We start from the raw sequence: 26,014 nt of genomic DNA on the forward strand, positions 1-26,014 counted from the left end.
GGAGTATCCCCATGACTGACTTCATCCCCACCCCCACCATCCCGGCTCCGGACATTGTTCGCTGCGCTTACATGGAAATGGTTGTCACCGACCTGGCCAAGTCCCGCGAATTCTACGTAGGCGTGTTGGGCCTGCACGTCACCTGCGAGGACGAGAACACCATCTACTTGCGCTCCCTCGAGGAGTTCATCCACCACAACCTGGTCCTGCGCCAGGGCCCCGTGGCCGCCATTGCTGTGGCAGCTTTCCGCGTCAAGTCCCCGGCCGAGGTGGACGCCGCCGAGGCCTACTACAAGGAGCTGGGCTGCCGCACCGAGCGCCGCAAGGATGGCTTCGTCACGGGCATCGGCGACGCCGTCCGCGTGGAGGACCCGCTGGGCTTCCCCTACGAATTCTTCTACGAGACCACCCACGTTGAACGCCTCACCCAGCGCTATGACCTCTACACCGCCGGTGAGTTGGTCCGTCTGGACCACTTCAACCAGGTCACCCCTGACGTTCCCAAGGGCCGTAAATACCTCGAAGATCTGGGCTTCCGCGTCTCCGAAGACATCAAGGACTCCGACGGCGTGACCTATGCCGCGTGGATGCACCGCAAGCAGACCGTGCATGACACCGCCCTGACCGGCGGCGATGGCCCCCGCATGCACCACATTGCCTTCGCCACGCACGAGAAGCACAACATCATCCAGATCTGCGACAAGATGGGCGCCCTGCGCATCTCCGACCGGATCGAGCGCGGCCCCGGCCGCCATGGTGTTTCCAACGCGTTCTACCTGTACATTCTGGATCCGGACGATCACCGCATCGAGATCTACACGCAGGACTACTACACTGGCGATCCTGACAACCCCACCATTACCTGGGACGTTCACGACAACCAGCGCCGTGACTGGTGGGGCAACCCCGTGGTCCCGTCCTGGTACACCGAGGCCTCCTTGGTCCTTGACCTAGACGGCAACCCCCAGCCTGTCATCGAGCGCACCCACGCCTCAGAAATGGCCGTCACCGTCGGCGCCGACGGTTTCTCCTACACCCGCGCCCCGGGCGATGCAATCAACGGCGAACCGGCCGAGGAGATTGGCTTCAAGATGGGCAACCAGCTCTAGCAAATACCGAGAGCCGGAGACGACCGCCTTCGCCGTGTGAGACATTTGCCCGCCGCCCGCTTCGCGGACGCCCGAAGCCGCTCCCGCGGGCAAATGTCTCACCCGGCTCTCGGTGGTTGCCGCGACTCTCGGCATTCGATAATCGGCCTTCGACAATAAGGAGACACACCATGCTTGATGACGCAACGATTGCCCGCATCGCCGATGAACTAGTTGAGGCTGGACGCACCCGGGTGCCGATGCCGCGGCTTACTGCCCGCTATCCGGAGATGACGGTTGAGGACTCATACCGGGTCCAGAGTTTGTGGCGACAGCGCTGTGAAGCATCCGGCCGCGTACTGGGTGGGCACAAAATTGGGCTGACGTCCAAGGCCATGCAGTACGCCACGGGCATCACGGAACCAGACTTCGGCATCATCTTCAAGGACATGATCCTGGAAAACGGCTCAACGGTTCAGTGGAAGCAATACTCGCATCCGCGCATCGAGGTGGAGCTGGCGTTCCTGCTCAAGGAGGACATCAGCGGCCCGGACGCCACCATCTTCGACGTTCTCCGCGCTACCGAGTACGTGGTTCCGGCACTGGAGATCCTCGATTCAAGGATCGAGATGGAGGGCCGGACCATCGTGGACACCATCAGCGACAACGCCGCCATGGGCGCCATGGTGGTGGGTGGAACCCCCGTGAAGCCGGACGCGCTGGACCTGCGCTGGGTCTCGGCACTGCTGTACAAGAACCAAACGATCGAGGAAACCGGCGTCGCCGCAGGTGTGTTGAACCATCCGGCCCAAGGCGTGTCCTGGTTGGCCAACAAGATCGCTCCGCACGGGGATACGCTCAAGGCCGGGGAGCTCATCCTCGCCGGCTCCTTCACCCGCCCCATGTGGGTCAATGAAGGGGACACGGTTTTTGCCGACTACGGAAAGCTGGGCACCATCACATGCCACTTCGCCTAACACCGGAACCTTCGTTCAAGGACACCCTCGCCGAGGCCCGACGGCCGCTGTCCGGCATGTGGGTGTGTTCCGGAAGTCCTCTTGTGGCGGAGATTTGCGCGGGGGCTGGCCTGGACTGGCTACTGATCGACGCCGAACACAGCCCCAATGGCCTCGAAGGAATCCTCGCGCAACTCCAAGCCGTCAACGGATACCCCGTCACGGCTGTGGTGCGCCCGCCGGCCAATGACACCGTGCTCATCAAGCAGTATCTGGACCTTGGCGTGCAGTCTCTGCTGATCCCCATGGTCAACACGGCCGACGACGCTGCTGCCGCTGTGTCCGCCGCCCACTACCCGCCGCTTGGCGTCCGTGGCGTGGGCTCGGCCCTGGCCCGCTCTGCACGCTGGAACCGCATCCCGGACTATCTGGCGCGCGCAAGCGAAACCATCACCGTGATTGTCCAGATTGAATCAGCCCAAGCCGTGGACAACGTAGAAGAAATCCTGGCGGTGGACGGGATCGACGCCATCTTTATCGGACCTTCGGACCTCGCCGCCTCCATGGGCGTGCTGGGACAGCAGGACCATCCGGACGTGGTGGCCGCCGTCGAGCATTGCATCAAGGTCGCCAAGGCGGCTGGCAAGCCCGTAGGCGTCAATGCCTTTGCTGAGGCCACCGCGCGCCGCTACCTAGACGCAGGCGTGGATTTCATCTTGGTCGGCGCGGACGTCGCCCTGCTGGCTCGGGGCAGCGAAGCCCTCGCCGCCACATACATCCCCGCCACAGACGTCCCCTCCACAGACGCCGCCGCCGGCGCCCCCACTTCAAGCTATTAGGAGCACACGCATGACCATCACAGTTGACCGCGAAGCAGAACTACTGGCATCCGTCCCCACCGGGCTGCTCATCAACGGCCAGTGGCGCGACGCCGCCAGCGGCCGAACACTGGATGTCCACGATCCCGCCACTGGGAAGGTGCTGGCCTCCATCGCCGACGGCGGCAGCGAGGACGCCCTCGCGGCCCTCGATGCCGCGTCCGCAGCGCAGTCCAGCTGGGCACGGACTGCCCCGCGGGTGCGCGGGGAGATCCTGCGCAAGGCGTTTGAGCTCATCACCGAGCGCGCCGAGGATTTTGCCTTGCTCATGACGCTGGAAATGGGCAAGCCGCTGGCCGAGGCACGCGGCGAGGTGGCCTATGGCGCCGAGTTCCTGCGCTGGTATTCGGAAGAAGCCGTACGTGATTACGGCCGCTATCTCACCAGTCCGGAGGGCAAAAACAAGATCCTGGTCCAGCACAAACCCGTGGGACCCTGCTTGTTGATCACGCCGTGGAACTTCCCATTGGCCATGGCCACGCGCAAGGTGGGACCGGCCGTCGCTGCAGGCTGCACCATGGTGCTCAAGCCCGCGAAACTGACTCCGCTGACGGCCCAGCTGTTTGCTCAGGTCATGCAGGAGGCGGGCCTGCCCGACGGCGTGCTGAACGTGGTCTCCGGCTCCAGCGCCGCAGCCATCTCAGGGCCGTTGTTGAAGGATTCGCGCCTGCGCAAGATTTCCTTCACCGGTTCCACGGCCGTGGGCAAGTCCCTCATGGCCGACGCGACCGAAAACGTGCTGCGTACCTCCATGGAACTGGGCGGCAACGCTCCGTTCATCGTGTTCGAGGACGCGGACCTGGACAAGGCCGTCGAGGGTGCCATGGCCGCCAAAATGCGGAACATGGGCGAGGCCTGCACGGCCGCGAACCGCTTCTTGGTCCACACCTCCGTGGCTGCGGAATTCACGGCAAGGCTCGCCGCCCGCATTGGCGCGCTCTCGGTGGGCCGCGGCACAGAGGCAGGAACCGACGTCGGACCCATGATCGAGGAAAAGGCGCGTGCAGGCATCCACGCACTGGTCACTGCAGCGGTTGCCGAGGGTGCCACGGTCTTGGCCGGCGGCAACGTCGTCGAGGGTGAGGGGTACTTCTACCAGCCCACGGTTCTGGGCAATGTGCCCAACCACGCCGCGATCCTGCAGCAGGAAATCTTCGGTCCCGTGGCCCCCGTGACCACCTTCACCGATGAAGACCACGCCATCAAGATCGCCAACTCCACCGAATACGGTCTGGCAGCCTACCTGTACACCCGCGATTTTTCGCGGCTCCTGCGGGTGAGCGAGCAGCTGGAATTCGGCATGGTGGGCTTCAACGCCGGCGTCATCTCCAACGCCGCGGCACCATTCGGCGGCGTCAAGCACTCGGGGTTGGGCCGTGAAGGCGGCTCCGAGGGCATCGCCGAATACACCACCACCCAGTACATCGGCATCGCCGACCCGTACCAGGACTAACAGCAACAGAAACGCTGAAGGGCGGGGCCGGTTAATTCCGGCCCCGCCCTTCAGCGTTTCTGTTGCGCCCTGCTACTTGCCCTTTAGGATCTGCCCGAAGAATTCCCCTAGCTCCGCGGTTGCCGTCAGCGGCAGAACATTCGCCACGTACTGGTCCGGGCGGACCACCACGACCACGCCGTCACGGCTGAGTCCGCGCACGTCGAAGATGTCATCGCCGGGAACGGTCCCGTAGATCAACTCATAGTCGGTGAGCGCAAACGGTCCAACCAGCGGCTTGAAGACCGCTGGCACAGCATTGATATCGATGTCCTCGTGCTTCTGCTGGTAGATGACCTTCACATCGAACCAGGCATCAGCGTCGAGCCCCTGCGGGGTTGCTGCGAGAGGCGATTCCGGCGCGGCGGAAAGCCACTGCGCAAAATCCGCGACGGGCGATGCGGCACCAGCGGGGGACTGGTCGGCGAAGACGTAGATGCGCCAGCGACCATCAGCAGTGGCGTGGTGGCCCAGATGCATCGGATTGGTGTCGCAGACGCGGGAAGCGCGTGCTGACTTAAAGCGCTTGCCAACCGGGAATCCCTTGGCCAGTTCCTGGTGTGTGGCAGCTCCCGTGAGCATGGAGGGAGCGTATTCGGTCATGAAGCCGGCAGGGAACTCTGCGGTACGCACGTAGAAGTCCTCGAGGGCCGAGGGGCTGTCAAACTCCTCCGGCTTCTTGGCCATCATCGAAGACCATTCCTTGTCGAAGTCGATGAGGTTTTTCGCCACCACTTGTCGCTCTGCCGAGTAGGTGGACAACAGGCTTTCCGGGCTGCGGCCTTCGAGTACATGGGCCAGCTTCCAGCCGATGTTGAAACCGTCCTGCATGGAAACGTTCATGCCCTGGCCGGCCTTGGCACTGTGTGTGTGGCAGGCATCCCCGGTGATGAAGACGTGCGGGGTCCGGGTGCCGAGCTGCTCCGGCAGGACGTCGTCGAACCGGTCCGTGAGGCGGTGGCCCACCTCGTACACACTGTTCCACGCGACGTTGCGAACATCGAGCGTGTAGGGGTGCAGGATCGCATTGGCTCTGGCAATAATGTCCTCCATGCTGGTCTTGCGTACGGCACCGTTGTCGCCCTCAGGCACCACGCCAAGGTCGACGTACATGCGGAAGAGGTACCCTCCTTCACGGGGGATGTGCAGAATGGATCCGCCGTCGTGGGACTGGATGGCGCACTTGAGCCGGATGTCGGGGAAGTCGGTGGAGGCCAACACATCCATGACACCCCACGCGTGACTGGCCTGGTCCCCGGCCATGGTGCAGCCGATCGCCGCGCGGACCTTGCTGCGTGCCCCATCGCAGCCCACAACATACTTTGCGTGGACGATGCGCTCGGCGCCCTCGTCCGGGCCTGCGGTGCGCACGAGCGTGACCTTGACTGGGTATTCGCCGTCATCGGCAACCTCCAGCGTTTTAAAGTCCCAGCCGTAGTCGGGAGTCAAGCGCGTGGGAGAGTTAACTGCGACCTCGGCAAAGTAGTCAAGCACGCGGGCCTGGTTGACGATGAGGTGCGGGAATTCGCTGATGCCGGTGGTGTCGTCGACGGCGCGGCCGCCGCGCACGATGCGCGTGGGATCTTCGGTGTCCGGACGCCAGAACGCCATCTCGCTAATGGTGTAAGCCTCAGCAACAATTCGCTCGGCAAAGCCGAATGCCTGGAAGGTTTCAACACTGCGGGCCTGAATACCGTCGGCCTGGCCGATGGCGAGACGGCCTTCCCGTCGCTCCACGATCCGTGTGGTGATGCCCGGGAATTGGGCGAGCTGGGCGGCCGTCAGCATGCCGGCCGGGCCGGAGCCAACAATGAGCACATCCACCTCGTCAGGAAGCTCCTCGGGACGGTCAATGCCGGTCCCTGCCGCTGCTTTGACGCGCGGGTCACCGGAAACATATCCGTGGTGGTGGAACTGCACAAGAATCTCCTCACTACATTGTGGGCGGTTCGTTCACCACCGCTCAAGGTTATTCACTATCTGAACATCAAGTTCCAATAGCGCACACTAAGCATAATTGTGTGTGCCATCTCACGCAAGTGGATGCTGCGCTCCGCCATCGATGCAGTATTTTCACAACTCGCTTGAACCGGACGGCCGCTTCAGGGGTGGCCGCGTACGTTCCCACTTTTCGCATACGTAGGTACATGCGCGGGAAGCGGGGAGGTATGCGGTGACCCGTGGCAGCCGGACATGGCAGCGACTCGCGGCAGCCGGACATGACTGCCGGAAGCATGAAACGCTAAGGCAGCCGGGCGGCATGTGCGGCGGCGGTTTCCAGCAGCCGCGGCACGCCGGACTTCAGCGCTGCCCCAAAATCCCCGCCATCGGCGCGCTCACCGTTCTTCCAGCGCGTGTAAATGGCCTCGCTGAAAACGGCGGCCTTCCACAGCGCGAGCGCCTGGTACCAGGGCAGCGCTGACAGGTCCAGGCCAAGGTGCGCGTTGTACCGTTGCGCCAACTCGTCGCGGTCCAAGTATCCGGGCTGCCCCGTCACGGGCGTGAGTTCCAGCAGCGTGGCGGGCGTTCCGTTCTGCGCATACGTGGCGCTCAAGTAGCCAAGATCGGCCAGCGGGTCGCCCAGCGTTGCCATCTCCCAATCCAGCACGCTCTTCACGTGCGCGGGACCCTGCCGGGCGAACATCAGGTTCCCGAGCCGGTAGTCACCGTGGATCAAAGCGTTGCGCTGCGTGTCCGGCCGGTTCGATTCCAGCCACGTCGCCAGCTCCGCCACTTGCGGCAGATCCCGTGTGGCGCCCATGTCCCACAGCGCCGCAAATCGTGCGACTTGCCGTTTCAAGTACCCCTCGGGGCGTCCGATTCCGGCGATGTCGCCGCTGCCAATGTCCACAGCGTGCAGCCGCACCAACATGTCCACGGCCACCTCGCTCGTGGCGCGGCGCTGGGCGGGCGTGTTCAGGTGCGCCGGAATTGAGTTGGTGATGACGTCGCCGTCCACATGGTTCATCACGTAAAAAGGCACGCCGAGCACGTGCTCATCCGCGCAGACGGCCAGGATCTTCGGCACCGGGATGCCCAGCGGCGCCAGCAGCGACTGGATGTGCGCCTCCCGGACCATGTCGTGCGTGGACGGCGGCAGTGGTGGCCGCGGCCCCCTGCGAAGCACGACGTCGGACCCCTTCCGTTTGATCTGGAACGTCACGTTGGACGCTCCCTCGCCAATGCGGCGGGCGTGCACCGGGCCGGAGCCGATGCCGCGGGCATCAAGGAATTCCTCCACGCGTTCCAGAATCAGCAGTGGCGGCGAGTCCTGCCGGGCGGCTTCTTCGGTGGTCCGCACAATGTCCTGGCTGGCGCCCATCAGCGTTCCCCTTCATAGATTTTCGCAGCGCCCTGGAATGATTCCCCGCCGTGGACGGCGCGGCGGCGGTCAGACGCCGCGCGGCGGGCGATGGCCCACTTGTGGGTTTCGGTGGAGCCGTCGTAGATGCGGAACGGGCGGACCTCGTTCAGGTATTGGGCCAGCGGCAGCCCGTCGGAGACGCCGTCGCCGCCGCACAGCTGCACGGCCCTGTCGATCACGCGGTACACGGCCTCGGAAACATGCACCTTCGCCACCGATGACAGCGCCGACCCTGCCTTCGCATCCACGGCCAGCAGCGCCGCGCACTTGGCGATGATGGCGTCGGAGGTTTCAATGTCAATCACCGACTGGGCGATCAGCTCCTGTGCGATGCCCAGCTGCGAGAGGTGCGCCCCAAAGATTTCCCGGGTGTTGGCGCGGTCCAGCATGATGTCCATGGCGCGGCGGGCCAGCCCCAGCCAGCGCATGCAGTGGGTCAGCCGTGCCGGGCCCAGCCGCACCTGGGCGTATTTGAAACCCAGCCCCGCCTCGCCGAGGACTGCCGATCTGGGAACGTGGACGCCGTCGAAATGGACATTGGGGTGACCGCCGGGCAGGTACCTGTCTACGGTGTGGATGGGGGTGCCGATCCGCACCCCCGGAGTGTCCATGGGCACCAGGAACATCGTGGCGCCCGCCCAGACCGCGCCAACCGAGACTGCGCCGGCCGAGGCGGCAGTCGAGGCTGGCGCGCCTGCCGCACCTGGACCCGGCCCACCCTCACCGTGCTCCGCACCCTGCCCGCCTGCCGCGTCCACCACGGTGCGCGCCATGACGATGGCAAAGGAGGCGAAAGTGGCACCGCTCGTGAACCGCTTGTGCCCGGTGATCAGCCAGCCGCTGCCGTCCCGGACGGCGGTGGTGGTCAGCGCGTCGGGATCGGATCCGGCACCCGGGTGCGGCTCCGTCATGGCAAAGCACGAACTGATCTCCCCTGCCGCCAGCGGCGCCAGAAACTGCCGCTTTTGCGCAGCGCTGCCGATCAGGTTCAGCATGTGCATGTTGCCCTCGTCCGGCGCCATGGCATTCAACACAGCCGGGCCGATCGGCGAATAGCCCGCCTCTTGGAACACAGGCGACCAGTGCTCCACGGCCAGCCCCTGCCCACCAAATTCCACGGGCACGTGCGGGGCAAAAACTCCCGCTTCCCTCGCAGCCCCCTGTAGTTCTCTCCGGACGGCCATGTTCAATGCCTGCCCGGGCCGGGGCTCGGCCGGGATCACCGTGCTGCGGATGAAGGTGCGTGTGCGCTGGCGAAGATCTTCAACGGCGCCCGGGTAAAGGCCGGCCGGGGGTGTGCCGTTCATCCCAGCCCTCCCGCGTTGCACAGGCCGCCATCGAGCGTGAGTACCTGCCCCGTCACCCAGGCCGCGTCGGCGGAGGCGAGGTAGGCAACGGCTGCAGCAACGTCGTCGGGCTCCCCCAGCCGCCCCAGCGGATAGGATGCGGCAACCTCGGCCTCACGCCCTTCATACAGGGCGCTAGCAAAACGGGTCTTGATCACGGCCGGCGCCACCGCGTTCACCCGGATATCCGGCGCGAGCTCCATGGACAGCGTGCGTGTCAGGTGCGAGACGGCGGCCTTGCTGACGCCATACAGGCCCAGGCCCGGGGCGGGCACGTCGCCGCTGACTGAACTCACATTCACCACATTTCCGCGCCGCTCACGGAACCGCAATCCAGGATGGGCTAGCACCGCCTGCGTCCAGGCGAGCGTGCCGAGCACATTGACCTCAAAAATCTTGCGTGCCGCGTCCAGGTCCGCCGTCTCCAGCGGCCCGTACACGGGGTTGATGCCGGCGTTGTTGACCAGGATGTCCAGCCCACCGAAATGATGTTCTGCTGCGGCCAGCACCTCCGCGCGGTGGTCCGGATCATCCGCGTGCCCGGCAACGGCAAGGGCCGTGCCCCCTAGTACGGCCAGGGCCGCATCAAGCGGTTCCTGACGGCGGGCGGTAATGAGGACGCGCGCACCCTCATGTGTGAGCCTTTGGGCTATGGCAAGCCCGATCCCCCGGCTGGCGCCGGTGACTATGGCGCTCTTGCCGGTAAACCTTTGGGCCGGATACGGCGTTGCTGGCATGCTTGTGTGGGGCATGGCGGTCCTCATCGTTGAGCCTCGCGATCACCGGGCAGTAACCACTGCCAGCATGCTGCCGTTTTCGGCAACGGTCAAGGGACCGTGGCCCGGACGAACGTTTCCGCGCGCCCGTAGTCCTTCTCAGCCCTTGTCGCGGAGCGCGTTGCGGTTTGCTTCCGTAGTAGCGCTCGAGACGTACAACTGCTCGGGCGTCAGGCCGTCGCGATTAAAGGGCGGGCGGAGTTCTGCGCGCATTGCATCTTCTAGGGCGACAACACGGTCCGCGTCCGGAACGAGGCTAAAGGACGTGCCGAGGTTGCTCACCATCCATGCACTGAGGAGTTCCTCGTCCTTGTCGGTCAGCCGCGGATGCGCGGACCGCCCGTGCCACTGCGCCTGGAGCCCCAGGATGGCGGCCAGCGAACGGCGGAAAGTGGACTTTGATGTTTGCACGTCGTGGTGGCGGGCCCGGCTGCGCAAGTTCGTTGCCCGTCCCACATAGATCAAATCCCCCTTCTTGAGGGGTTTCAATTCGGCGGGCCAGACCACGTTTTTGGGCAGGCCGCCCGTCAGGTAGCACTTGTAGATGCCGGGGCCGAAGGGCATCTCCTGCCAGGCGGTTTTGGCAGGCGCAGTCTTTGTCCATTTGAGATCTTCCATGCGTTGACCTTACGGCAATACCGCGGCATTCCCGTTGCCCGGTTCGCCGCAGCCTTGCAGCACGCAAGGACTGCGGCAACCTCAGGCCTCAAGCCTCAAGCCTCAAGCCTCAAGCCTCAACGAAGTCTTCATCCAGCTCAAATTCCACGGTGGCGAGGATCTCCTGGGTTTGCGGGTTGATCATGACGGCCTCTTCGTCGTCGTCAATCATGATGAATTCGCCCTGGTCTGTGGTGAAGTGCCAGGCCAGGACGGTTTCGCCATGGTGCTCGTGGTTGGGGTCACCCATGGAGATTTTCACCAGTTCATGGCCGGCAACGGCGCAGAGTTCACGGATGATGAGCTCAAATTCCGGGCCGTTCTCACGCTCTTCCTCGGCCCTGCGCTCCTCCATGTCCGGGACCTGTGCCACTCGGTCGGCAATATGGGCGGCCAGTTCCTGCTCCGTCAGAATCAGCAGGGAGGGCTGGTTGCGCAGCCAGTCGGCATTGAGCCCCGTGACGTCTTCGGCCTCAAACAGGTCCTCAAACTCTGCGTCCAGCAGTTCCATCGCGGCGGCGCCGTCGGCACGGTGACCGCCTGCTGCAGTGCCCTCTGCAGTGCCCTCTGCGTTGTCTTCTGTGGTGGCACCGTCCTCAAGATAGTCCTGCAGCTCCGTTTCGGTCAGCAGGTCATAGAGCGCAGCTGCTCGGTTGAACAGCTCAAGGTGGGCCTTGGCACCCATGGCTTCAAGTCCTTCGCGGATGTAGCCATCGAGTTCTGCGCGGTCCGGCGTCATGAAAACATACTGGGCAAATCCACCGTCGAGCGCCTGTGTGAGATAGAAGTCAGCAAAGTAGCTGCGCAGGGCGTTCGGTGCTATTTCCTCGGCGTTGAGAAGCGAGCGGTACATTTCGTTGACAACGGAGACGTTGTCCCCGACGACGTCCTCGTTGTTGCCGGCAGCGCCCGCGGCGGTCAGGACAACGGGAATGTGGTGCGTGGTCATGGGGTTCCTTAACGTGGAGTCCTTGGTTCAGCTGACCTCTTCACGCTAAGCGACTTTCCGGACAGGCCCCCCTGCTCCGAGTGAACGTCAGACGAAGAGCTAGGGAACGTTTCACCCCGTGCAGCGGGCTACGCCTGCCCCCTACTTTCCCTCGTGTGCGGCCAGAAATCTGTACACCTCGGTTTCATCGACACCAGGAAAGGCGCCCTGCGGCATGGCCGCCAACAAGTGGGAATTGGCCCTGGTGGACGGCCACGCATTGCCAGCCCACTGCGCCGAAAGCTCGGCCGGTGGGCGGCGGCAGCAATCCGGATCCGGACACCGCGACTGTGAACGTTCAGTGGTTTCCCGGCCCCGGAACCATTTCACCTGCTCATACGGCACACCAATGCTCAGCGAGTATTCGCCGGAGGAGTGCCGCTCTGTGCGGGCCGTGCACCAATACGTCCCGGCGGCCGTGTCCGTGTACTGGTTGAAGGCGCGGAACTTGTCCGGCACATCGAAGACGGCTCGGGAGGTCCAAAACCGGCACACGGCTTGGCCTTCGATGGCGCCGGTGTGATCGGCAGGAAAGTTCACGCCGTCGTTCTCGTAGGCCTTGTGGATGATCCCGGATTCATGCACCTTCTGGAAGTGGGTGGGAATCCCCAGATGCTCCGTGGCCAGGTTGGTAAACCGGTGCGCGGCCGTTTCATAGGACACCGCAAAGGCGTCACGAATGTCCTCAATGGCCAGCTCCTTCGCAGATTTTGCGGCTTGCAGGAAGTCCACGGTGGCCCGTTCCGGCATGAGCAGCGAGGCCGCAAAGTAATTCGTGTACACGCGCTGGCGCAGAAAATCTGCATAGTTGCGCGGCGTCCGATGCCCCAAAACATAGTGCCCCAGCGCCTGCAACAGCACCGATCGCGGGTCATGGTCGGAGCGCTGGCCATGCGTGAGATAAATTCGGCGATTCTTCAAATCCGTCACGGAACGGGTTGAATGCGGCAGATCCCCACATAATGCAGGTCAAAACCAAGGTGCTCGGCCACGTCCGCAGCCACGTGATGGGACAGCGGCCCGCTGTCATGCCCCACGGCCGTCAGCAGCTCCTGAGCCTGACGTTCAATCTCCGGGTAATAGTTGTTGCGTTCACGCATTTCCAGCCGCAGCTCATTGTTGGCCCGCCGGGCCTCCTCCGGCGTGGCCGACTGCTCATCCAGGCGCCGTTCCAACTCATGCTGCAACCCCACCAGCGACTCGAGCACTTCGCTGGAAAGCCGCGAGCTGACGCGGACAGTGGGCAGCCCCAGCGACTGGTACAGCGGCCCCCGCTGCGCCCTTTCCAACTCAATTTCCAGCGCCGCCCGACGGCTGGGCGGCTCGTTGCCCAGCATCTGATCAAGCCCGACGCCGAGTGCCCCGGCCAGTGCCTGCAGCAGCCCCAGTTTGGGTTCCCGCTTGCCGTTTTCAATCAAGGAAAGCTGCGACGGCGCGGACCCGACCTTTGCACCCAAATCGTCCAGGGTCATGCCCAAGGCTTTGCGCAGATGCCGCACCCTGCGGCCCAGAGAAATGATGTCCAATTCATTGCTTGGGGCAGCTACCTTGCCGCCTACCCCGAGCGCTTCGCCTGTGTTCCAGCCCACATTAGTCATTTCTTGATGATACGTGAAGAACTGCAAATCTTTCCACCACTTTCCTCTAGTAACCCCTTGAAAAGCGCTGAATAGTAGAAATCACGAAGAAGAACCACGGATCCCGGCCAGCTCGCTCAAGAGCAACCGGGATCGCCCACTACAAGGAGCTTTCCACCATGACTGCAGCATTTGAACCCGCAACGACGCCGGAGCAGAGCAACGCACAGGCTGCCGCAGCCCTCGAACTCGAGTGGGCAGCCAACCCCCGCTGGAATGGCACCGAACGCTCCTTCACTGCCGATGATGTCGTCAACCTCAGGGGCCGGGTCCAGGAGGAACACACCCTGGCCCGCCGCGGTTCCGAGAAACTGTGGAACCAGCTGACCACCGCAGCACCGGGCGGGTACACCAACGCACTGGGTGCACTGACCGGCAACCAGGCCGTCCAGCAGGTCAAGGCCGGATTGAAGGCCATCTATCTCTCCGGTTGGCAGGTTGCTGCAGATGCAAACTCCAACGGCAACACCTACCCGGACCAGTCCCTCTACCCCGTTGATTCGGTTCCCAAGGTGGTCCGCCGCATCAACAACGCGCTCCTGCGCTCCGACCAGATTGAATTCTCCGAAGGCCTGCAAAGCGTTGAAGACTGGCTGGTCCCGATCGTGGCCGACGCCGAGGCCGGCTTTGGTGGCCCGCTCAACGCCTACGAGCTTATGAAGTCCATGATCACCTCCGGCGCAGCCGGCGTGCACTGGGAAGACCAGCTTGCCAGCGAGAAGAAGTGCGGGCATCTGGGCGGCAAGGTCCTGATCCCCACGGCCCAGCATGTCCGCACGCTGAACGCGGCAAGGCTCGCGGCCGACGTCGCCGGCGTCCCCTCGGTGATCATTGCCCGCACCGACGCCGAGGCAGCAACCCTGATCACCTCGGATGTGGATGAACGCGATCAGCCGTTCCTCACCGGCGAGCGCACGGCGGAAGGTTTCTACCACGTCAAGAACGGGCTGGAGCCTTCCATTGCCAGGGCCCGCGCCTACGCACCATTCTCAGACCTCATCTGGATGGAGACCGGAACTCCGGACCTTGAGCACGCCAAAAAGTTTGCCGAAGGCGTCAAGTCCGAGTTCCCCGACCAGATGCTTGCTTACAACTGCTCACCGTCGTTCAACTGGAAAAAGCACCTGGACGACGCAACGATCGCCAAGTTCCAACGAGAGCTTGGCGCCATGGGATACACCTTCCAGTTCATCACACTGGCTGGTTTCCACTCCCTGAACTACTCGATGTTTGATCTTGCCCATGGCTACGCCCGCAACGGCATGAGTTCCTACGTCGAACTGCAGGAGCGTGAATTCGACTCCGAATCCCGCGGCTACACCGCAACCAAGCACCAGCGTGAAGTAGGCACAGGCTACTTCGATCTGGTGGCGACCGCCCTGAACCCGAACAGCGGCACCCTCGCACTGGCAGGCTCCACCGAAGCCCAGCAGTTCCACTAACGGGATGGGCGGGCCCTTTCCCAGCGACTCCGTCGCCGCGCAGGGGCCCCGCCCGCCCCTCCCTTACTTTTGCTGATGGCGCGTGTTTTCAGGTCCTCCCGGGATCCGAAGCACGCGCCATCACCGGCACTTTTACACAGGAGACTCTTCCATGAACTCAACGAATAGCCTGAACGGGATCACGTTCAACGGCATCACCCTGACCGCGCCGCCCATCCACCGCCAGGAAGAAATTCTGACCCCCGAGGCACTGGACTTCATTGCCGCACTGAACCGAACCACGACGGCGCGACGTGCGGATTTGCTGGCAGCTCGCCAAACCCGCCGCAGCCAAATTCTCAGCGGCACCGACCCCCGCTACTTGCGTGAAACCTCCACCATCCGGGAAGATCCCCGCTGGCGCGTTGCACCCCCTGCTCCCGGGTTGGAGGACCGCCGTGTGGAAATCACCGGCCCCGTTGACCGCAAGATGACCATCAACGCCATGAATTCCGGCGCGAAGGTTTGGCTGGCAGACATGGAAGACTCCTCCACACCCACGTGGGGCAACGTCATCCGTGGACAGCTCAACTTGATCGACGCGCTGGAACGCCGCATTGACTTCACCAGCCCGGAGGGCAAGGAGTACAAGCTGGCTCCGCAGGAGCAGCTGCCCACCATTGTGGTCCGTCCCCGCGGCTGGCACCTGCCGGAGAAGCACCTGCTGATCAACGGCAAGCCCATGGCCGGCGGTGTTGTTGACTTCGGCCTGTACTTCTTCCACAACGCCCGTCGGCTGATCGCCCAGGGCAAGGGGCCGTACTTCTACCTGCCGAAGATTGAAAACCACCAGGAGGCCCGCCTCTGGAACGACATCTTCATCCAGGCCCAGGACCTGCTCGGCATCCCGCAGGGCACCATCCGCGCAACGGTCCTGATCGAGACCATCACAGCTGCGTTTGAGATGGAGGAAATCCTGTATGAACTGCGCGATCACGCCGCCGGACTGAACGCTGGCCGCTGGGACTACCTCTTCTCAGTCATCAAGAACTTCCGCACCCGCGGCCCGCGCTTTGTGCTCCCGGACCGCAACCAGATCACCATGACGGCCCCGTTTATGCGCGCCTACACCGAACAGCTGGTCCGGGCCTGCCACACCCGCGGCGCCATGGCGATCGGTGGCATGGCGGCGTTCGTACCCAACCGCCGCGATCCGGAAGCGAACGCCAATGCGATGGCCAAGGTCCGTGCAGATAAGACCCGTGAAGCAAATGACGGCTTCGACGGCTCTTGGGTGGCCCACCCGGATCTGGTTCCCGTGGCCATGGAGGTCTTTGACGAGGTCCTCGGCTGGAATCCGAACCAGATCAACCGCACCCGCGAAGACGTGGAACTCGACGACCGCGCCCTGTTGAACATTGCCGCGACCCAGGGCACCATCACTGAGCAGGGCATCCGGGACAACATCTGGGTGGGTGTCCAGTACATTGAGTCGTGGCTGCGCGGACACGGCGCCGTCGCCCTGAACAACCTCATGGAGGATGCCGCCACCGCGGAAATCTCCCGTTCCCAGATCTGGCAGTGGATCCACAGCCAGGCCATAACGGACACAGGCGAACTCATCACCTACGACTGGGTCAAAGAGATGCTCGAGGAAGAGTTCGCAAGGCTCCCCCGCTTCGATGCCGACCGCTTCGAGGACGCCTTGGAGATCTTCACCGATGTGGCCCTGGGCGAGGATTTCCCGGCGTTCCTGACCACCTCGGCCTACGCCAACTACCTGCACGCCGGCGCCGAACAGTCAGAACGCCAGCTCACAGCAGTCTAAGTTTGGTTGCCACGCCGGATGCGACGCCACTGCACACTCGAAATCCGGGTGCCGGTGCGGCAGCCTTAATTCCTGGCCCTTTAATTCCCGCCCGCGAAAGGGGAGTAGTTGCTAATGTTCACATCGAACATTAGCAACTACTCCCCTTTCGCGGTCTCGCAGTGTCGAGGTTTCACGGTTTCGCGGCCTCGGAATAACCACCGGCCGGGCCTCGTTGGCAAAAGTATGAAGATTGAAATCTGGTCCGACGTGGCCTGCCCCTGGTGCTACATTGGCAAGCGCCGTTTTGAAACCGCACTTGAGGCTTTCCCGCACAAGGAATCCGTAGACGTTCAGTGGCGCAGCTACCAGCTGGATCCCACCCTCCCGGACCACTATGACGGCACCGAGCTGAGCTACCTCAGCGAGCGCAAGGGTATGGATCCGGCGCAGGTTGCCGGCATGTTCGCGCACGTCACCGAGCAGGCGGCCGGCGAAGGCCTCAACTACAAGTTCGACGACGTAGTGGTGGCCAATAGCTTCAACGCGCACCAGCTGCTCCATCTTGCCAAGGCTCATGACAAGGGCGACGCCGTCAAGGAAGCCCTGCTGTCGGCTCACTTTGAGCACGGGGTGGACATTGGTTCACGCGCTGCGCTCGTGCAGATCGGCACCGACGTGGGCCTGTCCGCAACTGACATCAATGCTGCCCTGGACACTGACAAGTACGCCGATGACGTCCGGGAGGATTTTGCCGAGGCTCGCGCCATTGGCGTCACCGGCGTTCCGTTCTTCGTCATTGACCGTAAGTACGGGATCTCCGGCGCCCAGCCAGCGGAGGTGTTTGGCCAAGCACTGGATCAGGCCTGGCAGGAAGCGAACCCGTTGACTATGGTCGCGGCAAACGGTTCCGACGCCGAAGCGTGTGGCCCGGACGGCTGCGCCATCTAAAGAACCGACCCAGGCACAGATGCCGCCGCTCCTGCATAATGCCGCCAGTAGACCCTGCGGCAATTTGCAGCAGCGGCGGCATTTCTTAATTCGGGGGCAGGCTGGCTCCGCTCTACACGTTGGTGGCGCGGACATACTTCTCCGGTCCGCCAACGCGTGACGTAGCATGGGGATTCTTACCGCCGCGGTTGATGCCCTGAACGGAGCACCCCATGAACGTCCCGCCGAATGAGCCACAGGATGAGCCACAGAATTCACGGACAGGGGCCCCTGCGAACACACGGCAGGTCAGCACGTGGTTCCAACGCCTTCCGCTCTCAACTGTGATCGCCGCGGCTGTGGCCTTGGCCCTGATTGCGGGGCTAGCGGGTGGCTGGATCAGCAGCCTACTGACCCGTCCGGCCGCAACAGCTGCAGCACTGATCGGCACCTGTAACGCCACCGACGTCGCCCAAGGCGTACTGCCAGGCGTTGTCACAGTCTCCATCCGCAACGGCAATGCCAGCGGCGTGGGCAGCGGAGTGATTGTCCGCAAAGAGGGCTACATCATGACCAATAACCACGTCATCGCGGCGGCTGCAAACGGCGGCACCATTGACGTCTTGTTCAGTGACGGACACTCCTCCGAGGTTGAGCTGGTGGGACGGGACCCTAAATCCGACTTGGCGGTACTTAAAATAGCCGCGGAGAAGGACCTCCCAACGGTAAAGCTCGGCAAGTCCGCCGATGTCCGGGTTGGCCAGCCGGTGGTGGCCCTGGGTGCTCCGCTTGGACTCTCCAGCACCGTCACGGCGGGAATTGTCAGCGCCCTGGGCCGCAATGTTCCGGTTCCCTCTGATGAGGACACCACGGCTATGTTGGTGGGCGCCATCCAGACCGACGCCTCCATCAACCCCGGCAATTCCGGCGGCGCGCTGGTTAACTGCAGCGGCCAACTGATCGGCATCAATACCGCCATCGCCACCATCCCCAACGATCTCCAAGTAGCCAGCGGCAGCGTGGGCATTGGCTTTGCCGTCCCGATCGATTTGGCAGCCCGCATCACGGATCAGCTCATTGAGACCGGCACGGTGGCCTACCCGTACTTCGGCGTCAGCGCGGTGCCGCTGCCACCCCAGGCTGCCGAGGCCTTTGGCGTCGATAACGGCCTCTACCTCCAATCGGTGGCGCCTAACGGGCCCGCCGCTCAGGCAGGTCTTCAGCCCAGCGACATCGTGACGCTGCTGGACAACCGGCCGGCCACCAGCACCGCGGTCCTCGCCGAAGTCACCTTGACCCGGAAAGCTGGCGACACCGTCAAGGTCAGCTATGTGCGCGCCGGCAAGACCTCCTCCACCACCATCACTTTGGGCACTCTTCCGTAAAAGAAGTACGACGGCGTCGCCCCTCCCCTTGGGTGCCTGGACGCACCCGGGAACACAGCACCATTAACAAAAGCGGCACCTGGGTGAGTCACAATGACTCACCCAGGTGCCGCCGTCGTACGTTTTAGTTCACTTCACGGCACCAGCGGTGAGGCCGGCCACGAAGTTCTTTTGCAGGAGCAGGAAGCCGATCACAATCGGGATGGACACCACCACAGAAGCAGCCATGATCTGGTTCCAATAGACGTTGGTCTGCGTCGAGTACAGCTGTAGACCGACGGCGAGGGTTCGGTTCGCGTCGGTGGTCATGACCGAGGCGAACAGGACCTCACCCCAACTTGTCATGAAGCTGTAAATGGCGACGGCAACCAGACCGGGGCGTGCTGTGGGCAAGATGATGGTGAAGAGGGTTCGCATGGGGCCGCAGCCATCTACCTTGGCGGCCTCGTCCAGCTCGCGCGGGATGCCGTTGAAGTAGCCGGCAAGCATCCAGATGGAGAACGGCAGCGAGAATGTCAGGTAGGTGATGATCAGGCCGGCACGGGTTCCCACCAACTGGACGCCGAAGTTCGTGTTGATGTTCACGAAGATCAGGAACAGCGGGAGCAGAAACAGTACGCCAGGGAGCATCTGGGTGGAGAGCACGGCACCGGAGAACAGTGAGCGTCCCCGGAACGTGTAACGGGAGACGGCGTAGGCCGCGAAGATGGCGATGATCAGCGAGAGCAACGTAGCTGAGACGGAGACGATGACCGAGTTCACGAAGTAGTCGGCCAGCGGCACCGTCTTCCACATGTCAATGTAGGGCTGGATGGTGAGCGATTCAGGCCACCACGAGAACGCGCCCTGAACATCCTTGAGGGGCTTCAGGCCGGAGATGACCATGACGTAAATGGGGATGATGGTGAAGATGCTGAGAGCGGTAATCGTGATGACTCTAAAGACCTTAGTACCGGTTGTGTCATGCATTGTCTTTCCTCCGGTTCATGAAGAGAACGTAGATTCCGCTGACAACCGAGAGGAAGAGCAGGAGCAGTACCGACATGGCGGCACCCGAGCCGAAGTTCCAGGTCAGGAATGAGGCGTTGTAAATGTGGAAGGAGATCAGATCGCCAGCGGGCGGCTGCGAGCCACCGAACAGGACGAACGGGGTGTTGAAGTCATTGAAGGTCCAGAGGAACATCACCAGAACCAGGGACATGTTCACCGGACGCAGCAGGGGCAGCGTGATGGCCCACCACTGGCGCAGCGGCTTGGCTCCGTCAACGGAGGCGGCCTCGTAGATGTCGGTGGGGACGGACTGAAGGCCGGCCATCAGCATCAAGAACGCAAAGGGCCAGAGCCGCCAGATGGCAACAATCACGACGGCGAAGAAGGCGTTATCGCCGATCAGCCAGAAGGGCTTGTCGCCCGGGAGTCCGAGGTTGTCGAACAATAGATGGTTGAGTGCGCCGTTGTCTTTCTGCAGGATGAACTTCCAGGCGATGACGCCGGCGTACATGGGCAGAGCGTACGGGATCAAAAAAAGTGTGCGGAAGACTGCGCGCCCGGGGAAAACCTTTTGCAGGGCGACGGCCGCGGCCATGCCCAGCAACCAGGAGAAGCCGACAACGAGAATGGTGAAGGCTACCGTGATCCCGAAGGATTTCAGCAGGCCCATGCCGACGGCGGAGTTGAAGTCGAGGGCGACTTGGTAGTTCTTCGTGCCGACAAATGGGGCGTTGCCCCAGTTGGCAATGTACATCTTGGTGAGCTTGAGGAAGCTCATCCAAATGCCAGTCACCATGGGGACAATGTGAATGACTAGTTCGAAGATGACGGCGGGGGCGAGCAGCGCATAAGGCAGCCACCAGCCGGCCCGGCGAGGCTTGCGCGCTCTCCGTCCGGCTGCCCCGGCGGCGGGGCCGGAATTCTTTACGGCGGTGGAAGCAGACACTGTTCGACACTCACCTTTCCTGGAAAAATTGAAATATTGACGAGGCGGATCATTCACGCCTGAAGTGGAGCAGTTGAAGCAAAGATTAAAGGTGGGAGATACGGGGGAAAACGAGTGAATTAAGGTGTGGCCCTCAGATCCGGGAGCCCCACTATGTGGGACACCGTGGGCTCCCGAATCAGAAGGCCCCGTCAAACGGGAAACGTTGGTTGCCGGCGAGGGACACGTTGGGCCCACAGCTTAGGAAGACTAGTAGGCCCATTGCCGAACATGTTGGGCCCACAGATCCGAAGGTCGCTAGCGACCTTCGGGAGGATCGTTGGGCCCACGCCTGCAAGGGGCCCCAACAGTGGCTCGCTCAGCGAGCCACTGTTGGGGAGCAGGTGGGGACTATCCTGCTGCTTCGACTGCCTGCTGTGCTGTTTCCAGTTCCTTCTTGATGTCTGCCTTGGTGACTGTACCGCCGGAGGCGATGGTTGCAAACATCTGGTTCATGGCCTTACCAACAGTGCTTTCGAACTGGTCCTCAGCCGCTACCAGGGGAAGGGGCTTGGACTTGTTGGAGTAGATGTCAGAGAACGTCTTGGCGAGTTCTGCATCGTCCGTGAAGGTGGGTGTTACGCCAGCGAGGACGGGGAGAGCTGCGAACGGCTTGTCCAGGGCAGCCTGGGTATCTTCACTGGTCATGAACTTCACGAATGCCAGTGCCGAATCCTTGTTCTTCGTGTTCTTGAAGATGGACATGTTGATACCGGCCACCATGGTGGCAATATCCTTGCCGGCTGCGGGTGCCGGGAATGCTACGACACCGAATGCGTCACTGGCCATGCCCTGTGAGGCGATGGAGCTGTTGGCATTGTTCTGGCTCAGCACCATGGCAGATTTGCCGGTGGCGAAATCGTTGATGGCCTTGGTTGCGTTGTCGTACTGGGCATTGCCCGGGTCAACGACCTTATCTGCCTGCATCAGGTCCAAGTAGCGGGCAATGCCATCTACAACTCCGTCAGAGGTGAAGGTGGGCTTGCCTTCTGCATCAAAGAAGTCGGCACCGTTCTGTGCTGCGTTGATGAATGCAAAGTGTGAGTTCTCGGTGTAGCTGCCTGCTGCGAGTGAGAATCCGTGGACATCACCGGTGGTCAGCTTTTTGGCAGCGGCAACCATCTCTTCCCAGGTGGTGGGAGGGGTTACGCCGGCATCTTTGAACATTGCCTTGTTGTAGTACAGGCCGTAGGCCAGGCCGTACAGCGGAACCGAGGTGGGGTCTTCGCCAGCGACACCACCAGTATCCATGGCTGTCTTGACGAACTTGTCCTTTCCACCAATGGCGGTAAAGGCTGCGTCGTCGAACGGCATGAAGGCGCCGGTGGACTGCAGTGAAGCGGCCCAGGTGTTGCCGATGTTCAGAACGTCGGGTGCTTGGCCGGAGGTGACGGCTGTCTGGATGCGGGTCTGCAGATCGTTCCAGCCGATGACTTCAAGGTTGACCTTGATGCCGGTTTCTTTTTCGAACTTCTCCAGCTGCGGGGTAAGAACTTCCTTGTCGTTGTCCAAGCTGGTGCCCTGGTTGCTGGCCCAGTAGGTCAGCGTCTTGCCGCCGGCATCGGTGGAGTCATTTCCGGAACTGCCGCTGCAGCCGGTGGCTGTAATGGCAAGTGCCGCGATAGCCGCTGCTGCGGCAAAAGTACGTATTTTCACTTCCGTGACTTCCTTGTCTGTGGGAGAACTGTTCCTAAAACCCGAGCCGTGGGAGTAAATGTGACTCGCGTCGCTCGACGTTGAACCAAACCTAGATGAACTTATGTCGACCGTCAATCAGAAGTCCAATAAAATCTTAAATAATATTGATTCGTGACAACACCGGCGTGGAGCCTTCGCCGCAAGAAGTGGTCCAGCTCCCCTTGTTCTGCTCAGGAAAAGCCCGGAAACGCGGGAGAAAGGCGTCATCCACCCCAGCGTAACCAACATAACTGAACCGGTTCAGCAATGGGCAGCTGTTACCAATTCGTTACAGAGTCGACGGGCGTTCACGGGCTCTGGGACTAGGGTGCGGGGCTTGCGACACAGGGAGCGTGGCCCTCACCCGAAAGCGCCGGGGCTCGGTCCGAAAATCGGTCCGGCACTCGCACCAGAAAACGCGCTAGAGGAGGTTTCGTCCTAAGCTCTCGCGGGCCTGCAGCACGCCAGGGCGGGCTTGGATATTCCGTGGCTCATGGCCGGCAATGAGCTCTAACAACAGCTGAGCGGCGTTCTTGCCAAATTCGGAAACACTACGGCTCAGCGCACTCAACCCGGGGGAACTGAGCCGGCACAGAATTGAGTCATCCCAGCTGATCACCGAAACGTGCCCCGGAACGCTGAGATTCAGACGCTTGAGCGCCTGCAGTCCACCCACAGCCATGAGGTCGTTGCCATAGACGATCGCAGTGGGGAATTCCGGTGACCCCGGGACCAAGCCGGCCATGACAGCGATAGTGGCCGTCCCGCCGTCGTCCGCGGTGTAATCCGAACGGCACTTGACCACTGTCATGCCTAGACTGGCAGCATGAGAACTCAGGTGCTCGGTTTTTTGCTCCTCGTGAACCAACCCCGCGGGTCCTGAAACGACAGCGATGTGCCGGTGCCCGCGCTCGCGCAAGGCCTCCACCACAGTGGCCGCGTCCACAGCCTGCGACACCGTGACATTGGAATTTCGAACAGAGGGCAGGACGTCCGGCCCGGCCCCAAGGCGCACATAGGGCATCCTGAAGCGATCCAGCAAAGGCGGGCGAGGATCATCGCGGACGTGATCAAAAAGAATGACGCCATCGACGCGGCCTTCTCCGGCCCAGCGCTCGTAGACGGCCAGGTCGCGCATGCGCTCATCTGGCACGGCACCAGGGTCCACCATACGCAGCAGCAAGTTCATGTCATGCGCACCCAAAACACCCTCAATTCCGGCCAGGATGCTCATGTAGAACGGTTCGGCGCCAATTTGTTCAGGGTCCCGGAACAACACGATCCCCACCGAATCGGTGCGCGAATGTGAGAGCGCCCGGGCGCTGGAACTGGGGTACCAGCCGAGCTCCCCGGCCAAGGCAAGCACCCGAGCTCGCGTAGCTTCGCTGACGCCGGACTGGCCGTTGAGCGCGTAGGAAACCGAGGCCTTGGAGATACCCAGCCGGTGAGCCAGATCGCTGATGGTCACTTTTCCAGCCTGCGGGGCGCCTGAGATGCTCATCCTTGCGAATGCGCGGCGACGAGCCGCTCAACTGATGCCGGGGCAAGAACATGGTCAATCACCATGCGTCCGGCACCGAGCACGCCAGCGTGGTCACCGGCCATCGATTGGACAATGCGCAGCCGCGCCGTGGCCAGTGGCAGCGACCGTTGATAGACAATCTCACGCACACCAGCCATGAGGTATTCCCCTGCCGAGGACAGCCCGCCGCCAATGACAATGACGGAGGGATTGAGCAGGTTCACGGACGCCGCCAATACATCGCCCACGTCCCGCCCAGCTTGCCGCATGGCATGAATGGCGGCCAAGTTCCCACGGCGCGCCAGCTCCAAAACGTCTTCACCGCTGTGCGCGGGCACCCCGTCTTTACTCAGCGCAGCAGCCACCGCCGGGCCCGACGCCATGGCCTCAAGGCAGCCGTAATTCCCGCAACGGCACAGCACGTCGCCGCCGCGCGGCACCCTCACGTGTCCAATATCCCCGGCCGTGCCATCGGCTCCGCGCTGCAAAAGTCCGCCGCTGATGATGCCAGCACCAATGCCCGTGGCGACCTTGATGAACAGGAGATCTTGCGCCTCGGGCCAGTACGTTGCCCGCTCCCCCAACGCCATAATGTTCACATCGTTGTCCACAAGAACGTCCGTGGGAAAACGCTGCTGGACATAGGCCGGCACATCGAAACCGTCCCACCCGGGCATGATGGGCGGGCTGGAGGGCTTCCCCGAAGAGTGCTCCACCGGCCCCGGAAGACCAATACCAATCCCCACCAACTCACGCTCGTGACGCCCTGCCGCAACAAAAACCTGGCCGCACCGCTCCAACACCGCGTCCAGCACGTGAATTGGGCCCGCAGCAATATCCATTGATTCGCGCAGCTCACTGAGCACCCGTCCGCTCAGATCGGTGAGCGCTATCAACACATGTGTTGCGCCAACGTCGATCGCCAGAATGACGCGAGCTGAGGGGTGAAAAGCAAAGCGCGACGGCGGACGCCCACCTGAGGAGATCGCCTCACCTGCCGGACCAATCAAGCCAGCAGCGCTAAGCGCCTCGAGGCGTGCGGCAACCGTTGAGCGGGCAAGGCCCGTAATCTCCGCCAGTTCCGCTCGGGTGCGCGCCTGCCCATCGCGCAAAATCTGGAAAACGTCTCCGGCTCGCGAGTGGCCAAACTGTTCCTGCGGATGTGAGGCGGCCGCATCAAAAGTGGCAGCTGCGCTTGCGGCCGGCCCGCGTGCGGGTTGCTGAACTGAAGTCTTAGGCATCCACAATAAATAACACACAGGCTTCCAACTGTCACAATCTTAAGTCTTGGGCGTTTAACCTGAACTTTTGCTTGACCATCGACAAAAGTTCCCTTAGGTTGATTCTTGAACACACTTACATGCCTTCAAGGAGTTTCAATGACGTATTCCCTTCAGCTGTACACAGTCCGCAAGCCCCTTGAAGAAGACTTGCCCGGAACCATTGCTCGCGTCGCCGCGTTGGGGTTCACCCAGGTTGAGCCGTACAACTTCGTCGCCACGGCCGATGCCCTCGCTGCCGCGTTCGCCGAGAACGGCATCACCGCACCCTCAGGCCATGCGCCCCTGCTCAGTGCTGATCAGGACGAAATCTTTGCAGCGGCCAAGAAGCTGGGCATCACCACCGTGATCGATCCGTTCATTCCCGCAGACCAGTGGCAGACCGCCGAGGACGTGCAGAAGATCGCCGAAGGCCTCAACGCCGCCGCAAAGAAGGGTGCCGAATATGGCATCCGCGTGGGTTACCACAACCACCAGTGGGAGTTGGAGTCCACGATCAACAGCACCACGGCCCTGCAGTACTTCGAAACACTGCTGGATCCGGAACTCATCTTGGAGGTAGACACCTACTGGGTCTCCGTAGGCGGAGCCAACGCCGTTGACGTCCTGACCAGCTTGGGCGACCGCGTGAAGTTCATCCACATCAAGGACGGCCCCTTGACCACCGACAACCTGGCCCAGCTTCCTGCCGGTCAGGGACAGGTCCCCATCTGGGACGTCATTGACGCCGCCAAATCACTGGAAGTTGGCGTTGTGGAATTCGATGACTACGCCGGAGACATCTTCGAGGGCATCGCTGCAAGCCTCGCCTTCCTTAACGCCGGAAAGGCCTAAT

The 26,014-nt window shown here is 62.4% G+C and carries 20 protein-coding genes and 1 pseudogene; 9 read left to right on the top strand and 12 right to left on the bottom strand.

Translation table 11 applies throughout. The features are described from left to right. Positions 1 to 11 precede the first annotated feature (11 nt). From hpaD to AS189_RS00900, 4 genes are all read left to right on the top strand, one after another. Entirely contained in the window at positions 12 to 1,109 is a 1,098-nt protein-coding gene (hpaD, locus tag AS189_RS00885) for a 3,4-dihydroxyphenylacetate 2,3-dioxygenase (RefSeq protein WP_062285626.1), read from the top strand. A gap of 170 nt (positions 1,110 to 1,279) precedes the next feature. Continuing rightward, a complete protein-coding gene (gene hpaH / locus AS189_RS00890; RefSeq protein ID WP_062285628.1) occupies positions 1,280 to 2,065 on the top strand; it encodes a 2-oxo-hept-4-ene-1,7-dioate hydratase in 786 nt (261 codons plus the stop codon). Continuing rightward, positions 2,050 to 2,883, top strand: a complete 834-nt coding sequence (locus AS189_RS00895) for an HpcH/HpaI aldolase family protein (RefSeq protein ID WP_193393501.1) — start codon at positions 2,050 to 2,052, stop codon at positions 2,881 to 2,883. The genes hpaH and AS189_RS00895 overlap by 16 nt, the downstream gene beginning before the upstream one ends. Before the next feature lie 10 nt (positions 2,884 to 2,893). After that, positions 2,894 to 4,375 carry an NAD-dependent succinate-semialdehyde dehydrogenase gene (locus AS189_RS00900; RefSeq protein ID WP_062285632.1) on the top strand — a complete coding sequence of 494 codons (1,482 nt, stop codon included), beginning with the start codon at positions 2,894 to 2,896 and terminating at the stop codon, positions 4,373 to 4,375. Between the two features lie 72 nt (positions 4,376 to 4,447). On the opposite strand, the gene AS189_RS00905 is transcribed toward AS189_RS00900, so the two are convergent. The 7 genes and pseudogenes from AS189_RS00905 to AS189_RS00935 all read right to left on the bottom strand — a co-directional run bounded on the left by AS189_RS00905 (position 4,448) and on the right by AS189_RS00935 (position 13,170). Further along, on the bottom strand, positions 4,448 to 6,334 hold the full coding sequence (locus tag AS189_RS00905) for an FAD-binding monooxygenase (protein WP_062285634.1): 1,887 nt from the start codon (positions 6,332 to 6,334) through the stop codon (positions 4,448 to 4,450). Between the two features lie 322 nt (positions 6,335 to 6,656). Next, entirely contained in the window at positions 6,657 to 7,736 is a 1,080-nt protein-coding gene (locus AS189_RS00910) for a phosphotransferase family protein (protein WP_062285635.1), read from the bottom strand. Then, positions 7,736 to 9,085: an acyl-CoA dehydrogenase family protein gene (locus AS189_RS00915; RefSeq protein WP_062285637.1), complete on the bottom strand. Its 1,350-nt coding sequence runs from the start codon at positions 9,083 to 9,085 to the stop codon at positions 7,736 to 7,738. The genes AS189_RS00910 and AS189_RS00915 overlap by 1 nt, the downstream gene beginning before the upstream one ends. After that, on the bottom strand, positions 9,082 to 9,876 hold the full coding sequence (locus AS189_RS00920; protein WP_082633927.1) for an SDR family oxidoreductase: 795 nt from the start codon (positions 9,874 to 9,876) through the stop codon (positions 9,082 to 9,084). Before AS189_RS00920 ends, AS189_RS00915 begins: the two co-directional genes overlap by 4 nt. Positions 9,877 to 9,999: 123 nt before the next feature. Further along, positions 10,000 to 10,518 carry a GIY-YIG nuclease family protein gene (locus AS189_RS00925; RefSeq protein ID WP_062285639.1) on the bottom strand — a complete coding sequence of 173 codons (519 nt, stop codon included), beginning with the start codon at positions 10,516 to 10,518 and terminating at the stop codon, positions 10,000 to 10,002. A 109-nt stretch (positions 10,519 to 10,627) separates the two neighbouring features. After that, on the bottom strand, positions 10,628 to 11,506 hold the full coding sequence (locus AS189_RS00930; RefSeq protein WP_062285641.1) for a DMP19 family protein: 879 nt from the start codon (positions 11,504 to 11,506) through the stop codon (positions 10,628 to 10,630). A 141-nt stretch (positions 11,507 to 11,647) separates the two neighbouring features. Then, positions 11,648 to 13,170, bottom strand: a pseudogene (locus AS189_RS00935) (helix-turn-helix domain-containing protein). A 131-nt stretch (positions 13,171 to 13,301) separates the two neighbouring features. On the opposite strand from AS189_RS00935, the gene aceA reads away from it, so the two are divergent. From aceA to AS189_RS00955, 4 genes are all read left to right on the top strand, one after another. Then, positions 13,302 to 14,624 carry an isocitrate lyase gene (aceA, locus tag AS189_RS00940; RefSeq protein ID WP_062285643.1) on the top strand — a complete coding sequence of 441 codons (1,323 nt, stop codon included), beginning with the start codon at positions 13,302 to 13,304 and terminating at the stop codon, positions 14,622 to 14,624. A 151-nt stretch (positions 14,625 to 14,775) separates the two neighbouring features. Further along, on the top strand, positions 14,776 to 16,431 hold the full coding sequence (gene aceB / locus AS189_RS00945; protein ID WP_062285645.1) for a malate synthase A: 1,656 nt from the start codon (positions 14,776 to 14,778) through the stop codon (positions 16,429 to 16,431). 225 nt (positions 16,432 to 16,656) lie between these two features. Further along, positions 16,657 to 17,361: a DsbA family oxidoreductase gene (locus AS189_RS00950; protein ID WP_062285647.1), complete on the top strand. Its 705-nt coding sequence runs from the start codon at positions 16,657 to 16,659 to the stop codon at positions 17,359 to 17,361. Positions 17,362 to 17,573: 212 nt separating this feature from the next. Next, positions 17,574 to 18,725: a S1C family serine protease gene (locus AS189_RS00955; protein WP_082633929.1), complete on the top strand. Its 1,152-nt coding sequence runs from the start codon at positions 17,574 to 17,576 to the stop codon at positions 18,723 to 18,725. Positions 18,726 to 18,854: 129 nt separating this feature from the next. On the opposite strand, the gene AS189_RS00960 is transcribed toward AS189_RS00955, so the two are convergent. From AS189_RS00960 to AS189_RS00980, 5 genes are all read right to left on the bottom strand, one after another. Further along, a complete protein-coding gene (locus AS189_RS00960; RefSeq protein ID WP_062285649.1) occupies positions 18,855 to 19,694 on the bottom strand; it encodes a carbohydrate ABC transporter permease in 840 nt (279 codons plus the stop codon). Continuing rightward, positions 19,687 to 20,661, bottom strand: coding sequence for a carbohydrate ABC transporter permease (locus tag AS189_RS00965; protein ID WP_062285651.1), 975 nt, complete (start codon positions 20,659 to 20,661; stop codon positions 19,687 to 19,689). Before AS189_RS00965 ends, AS189_RS00960 begins: the two co-directional genes overlap by 8 nt. A gap of 390 nt (positions 20,662 to 21,051) precedes the next feature. Then, positions 21,052 to 22,356 (bottom strand): ABC transporter substrate-binding protein, encoded by a 1,305-nt coding sequence (locus AS189_RS00970; RefSeq protein WP_062285653.1) that lies wholly within the window; start codon positions 22,354 to 22,356, stop codon positions 21,052 to 21,054. A 442-nt stretch (positions 22,357 to 22,798) separates the two neighbouring features. Continuing rightward, positions 22,799 to 23,878, bottom strand: coding sequence for a LacI family DNA-binding transcriptional regulator (locus tag AS189_RS00975; RefSeq protein WP_062285654.1), 1,080 nt, complete (start codon positions 23,876 to 23,878; stop codon positions 22,799 to 22,801). Next, positions 23,875 to 25,140: an ROK family transcriptional regulator gene (locus AS189_RS00980; protein ID WP_082633930.1), complete on the bottom strand. Its 1,266-nt coding sequence runs from the start codon at positions 25,138 to 25,140 to the stop codon at positions 23,875 to 23,877. Before AS189_RS00980 ends, AS189_RS00975 begins: the two co-directional genes overlap by 4 nt. Positions 25,141 to 25,278: 138 nt before the next feature. Between AS189_RS00980 and AS189_RS00985 the strand changes: the two genes are divergently transcribed. Then, positions 25,279 to 26,013, top strand: a complete 735-nt coding sequence (locus tag AS189_RS00985; RefSeq protein WP_062285656.1) for a sugar phosphate isomerase/epimerase family protein — start codon at positions 25,279 to 25,281, stop codon at positions 26,011 to 26,013. Position 26,014: the final 1 nt, after the last annotated feature.

It is taken from the genome of Arthrobacter alpinus (genome assembly GCF_001445575.1).
GTDB classification, from domain to species: domain Bacteria; phylum Actinomycetota; class Actinomycetes; order Actinomycetales; family Micrococcaceae; genus Specibacter; species Specibacter alpinus_C.

Excerpts from the sequence above, each read along its gene's own strand:
- hpaD (WP_062285626.1), top strand. The coding sequence starts at position 12 with ATGACTGACTTCATCCCCACCCCCACCATCCCGGCTCCGGACATTGTT.
- hpaH (WP_062285628.1), top strand. The coding sequence starts at position 1,280 with ATGCTTGATGACGCAACGATTGCCCGCATCGCCGATGAACTAGTTGAG.
- AS189_RS00895 (WP_193393501.1), top strand. The coding sequence starts at position 2,050 with ATGCCACTTCGCCTAACACCGGAACCTTCGTTCAAGGACACCCTCGCC.
- AS189_RS00900 (WP_062285632.1), top strand. The coding sequence starts at position 2,894 with ATGACCATCACAGTTGACCGCGAAGCAGAACTACTGGCATCCGTCCCC.
- AS189_RS00910 (WP_062285635.1), bottom strand. The coding sequence starts at position 7,736 with ATGGGCGCCAGCCAGGACATTGTGCGGACCACCGAAGAAGCCGCCCGG.
- AS189_RS00915 (WP_062285637.1), bottom strand. The coding sequence starts at position 9,085 with ATGAACGGCACACCCCCGGCCGGCCTTTACCCGGGCGCCGTTGAAGAT.
- AS189_RS00920 (WP_082633927.1), bottom strand. The coding sequence starts at position 9,876 with ATGCCCCACACAAGCATGCCAGCAACGCCGTATCCGGCCCAAAGGTTT.
- AS189_RS00925 (WP_062285639.1), bottom strand. The coding sequence starts at position 10,518 with ATGGAAGATCTCAAATGGACAAAGACTGCGCCTGCCAAAACCGCCTGG.
- AS189_RS00930 (WP_062285641.1), bottom strand. The coding sequence starts at position 11,506 with ATGACCACGCACCACATTCCCGTTGTCCTGACCGCCGCGGGCGCTGCC.
- aceA (WP_062285643.1), top strand. The coding sequence starts at position 13,302 with ATGACTGCAGCATTTGAACCCGCAACGACGCCGGAGCAGAGCAACGCA.
- aceB (WP_062285645.1), top strand. The coding sequence starts at position 14,776 with ATGAACTCAACGAATAGCCTGAACGGGATCACGTTCAACGGCATCACC.
- AS189_RS00950 (WP_062285647.1), top strand. The coding sequence starts at position 16,657 with ATGAAGATTGAAATCTGGTCCGACGTGGCCTGCCCCTGGTGCTACATT.
- AS189_RS00955 (WP_082633929.1), top strand. The coding sequence starts at position 17,574 with ATGAACGTCCCGCCGAATGAGCCACAGGATGAGCCACAGAATTCACGG.
- AS189_RS00960 (WP_062285649.1), bottom strand. The coding sequence starts at position 19,694 with ATGCATGACACAACCGGTACTAAGGTCTTTAGAGTCATCACGATTACC.
- AS189_RS00975 (WP_062285654.1), bottom strand. The coding sequence starts at position 23,878 with ATGAGCATCTCAGGCGCCCCGCAGGCTGGAAAAGTGACCATCAGCGAT.
- AS189_RS00980 (WP_082633930.1), bottom strand. The coding sequence starts at position 25,140 with ATGCCTAAGACTTCAGTTCAGCAACCCGCACGCGGGCCGGCCGCAAGC.
- AS189_RS00985 (WP_062285656.1), top strand. The coding sequence starts at position 25,279 with ATGACGTATTCCCTTCAGCTGTACACAGTCCGCAAGCCCCTTGAAGAA.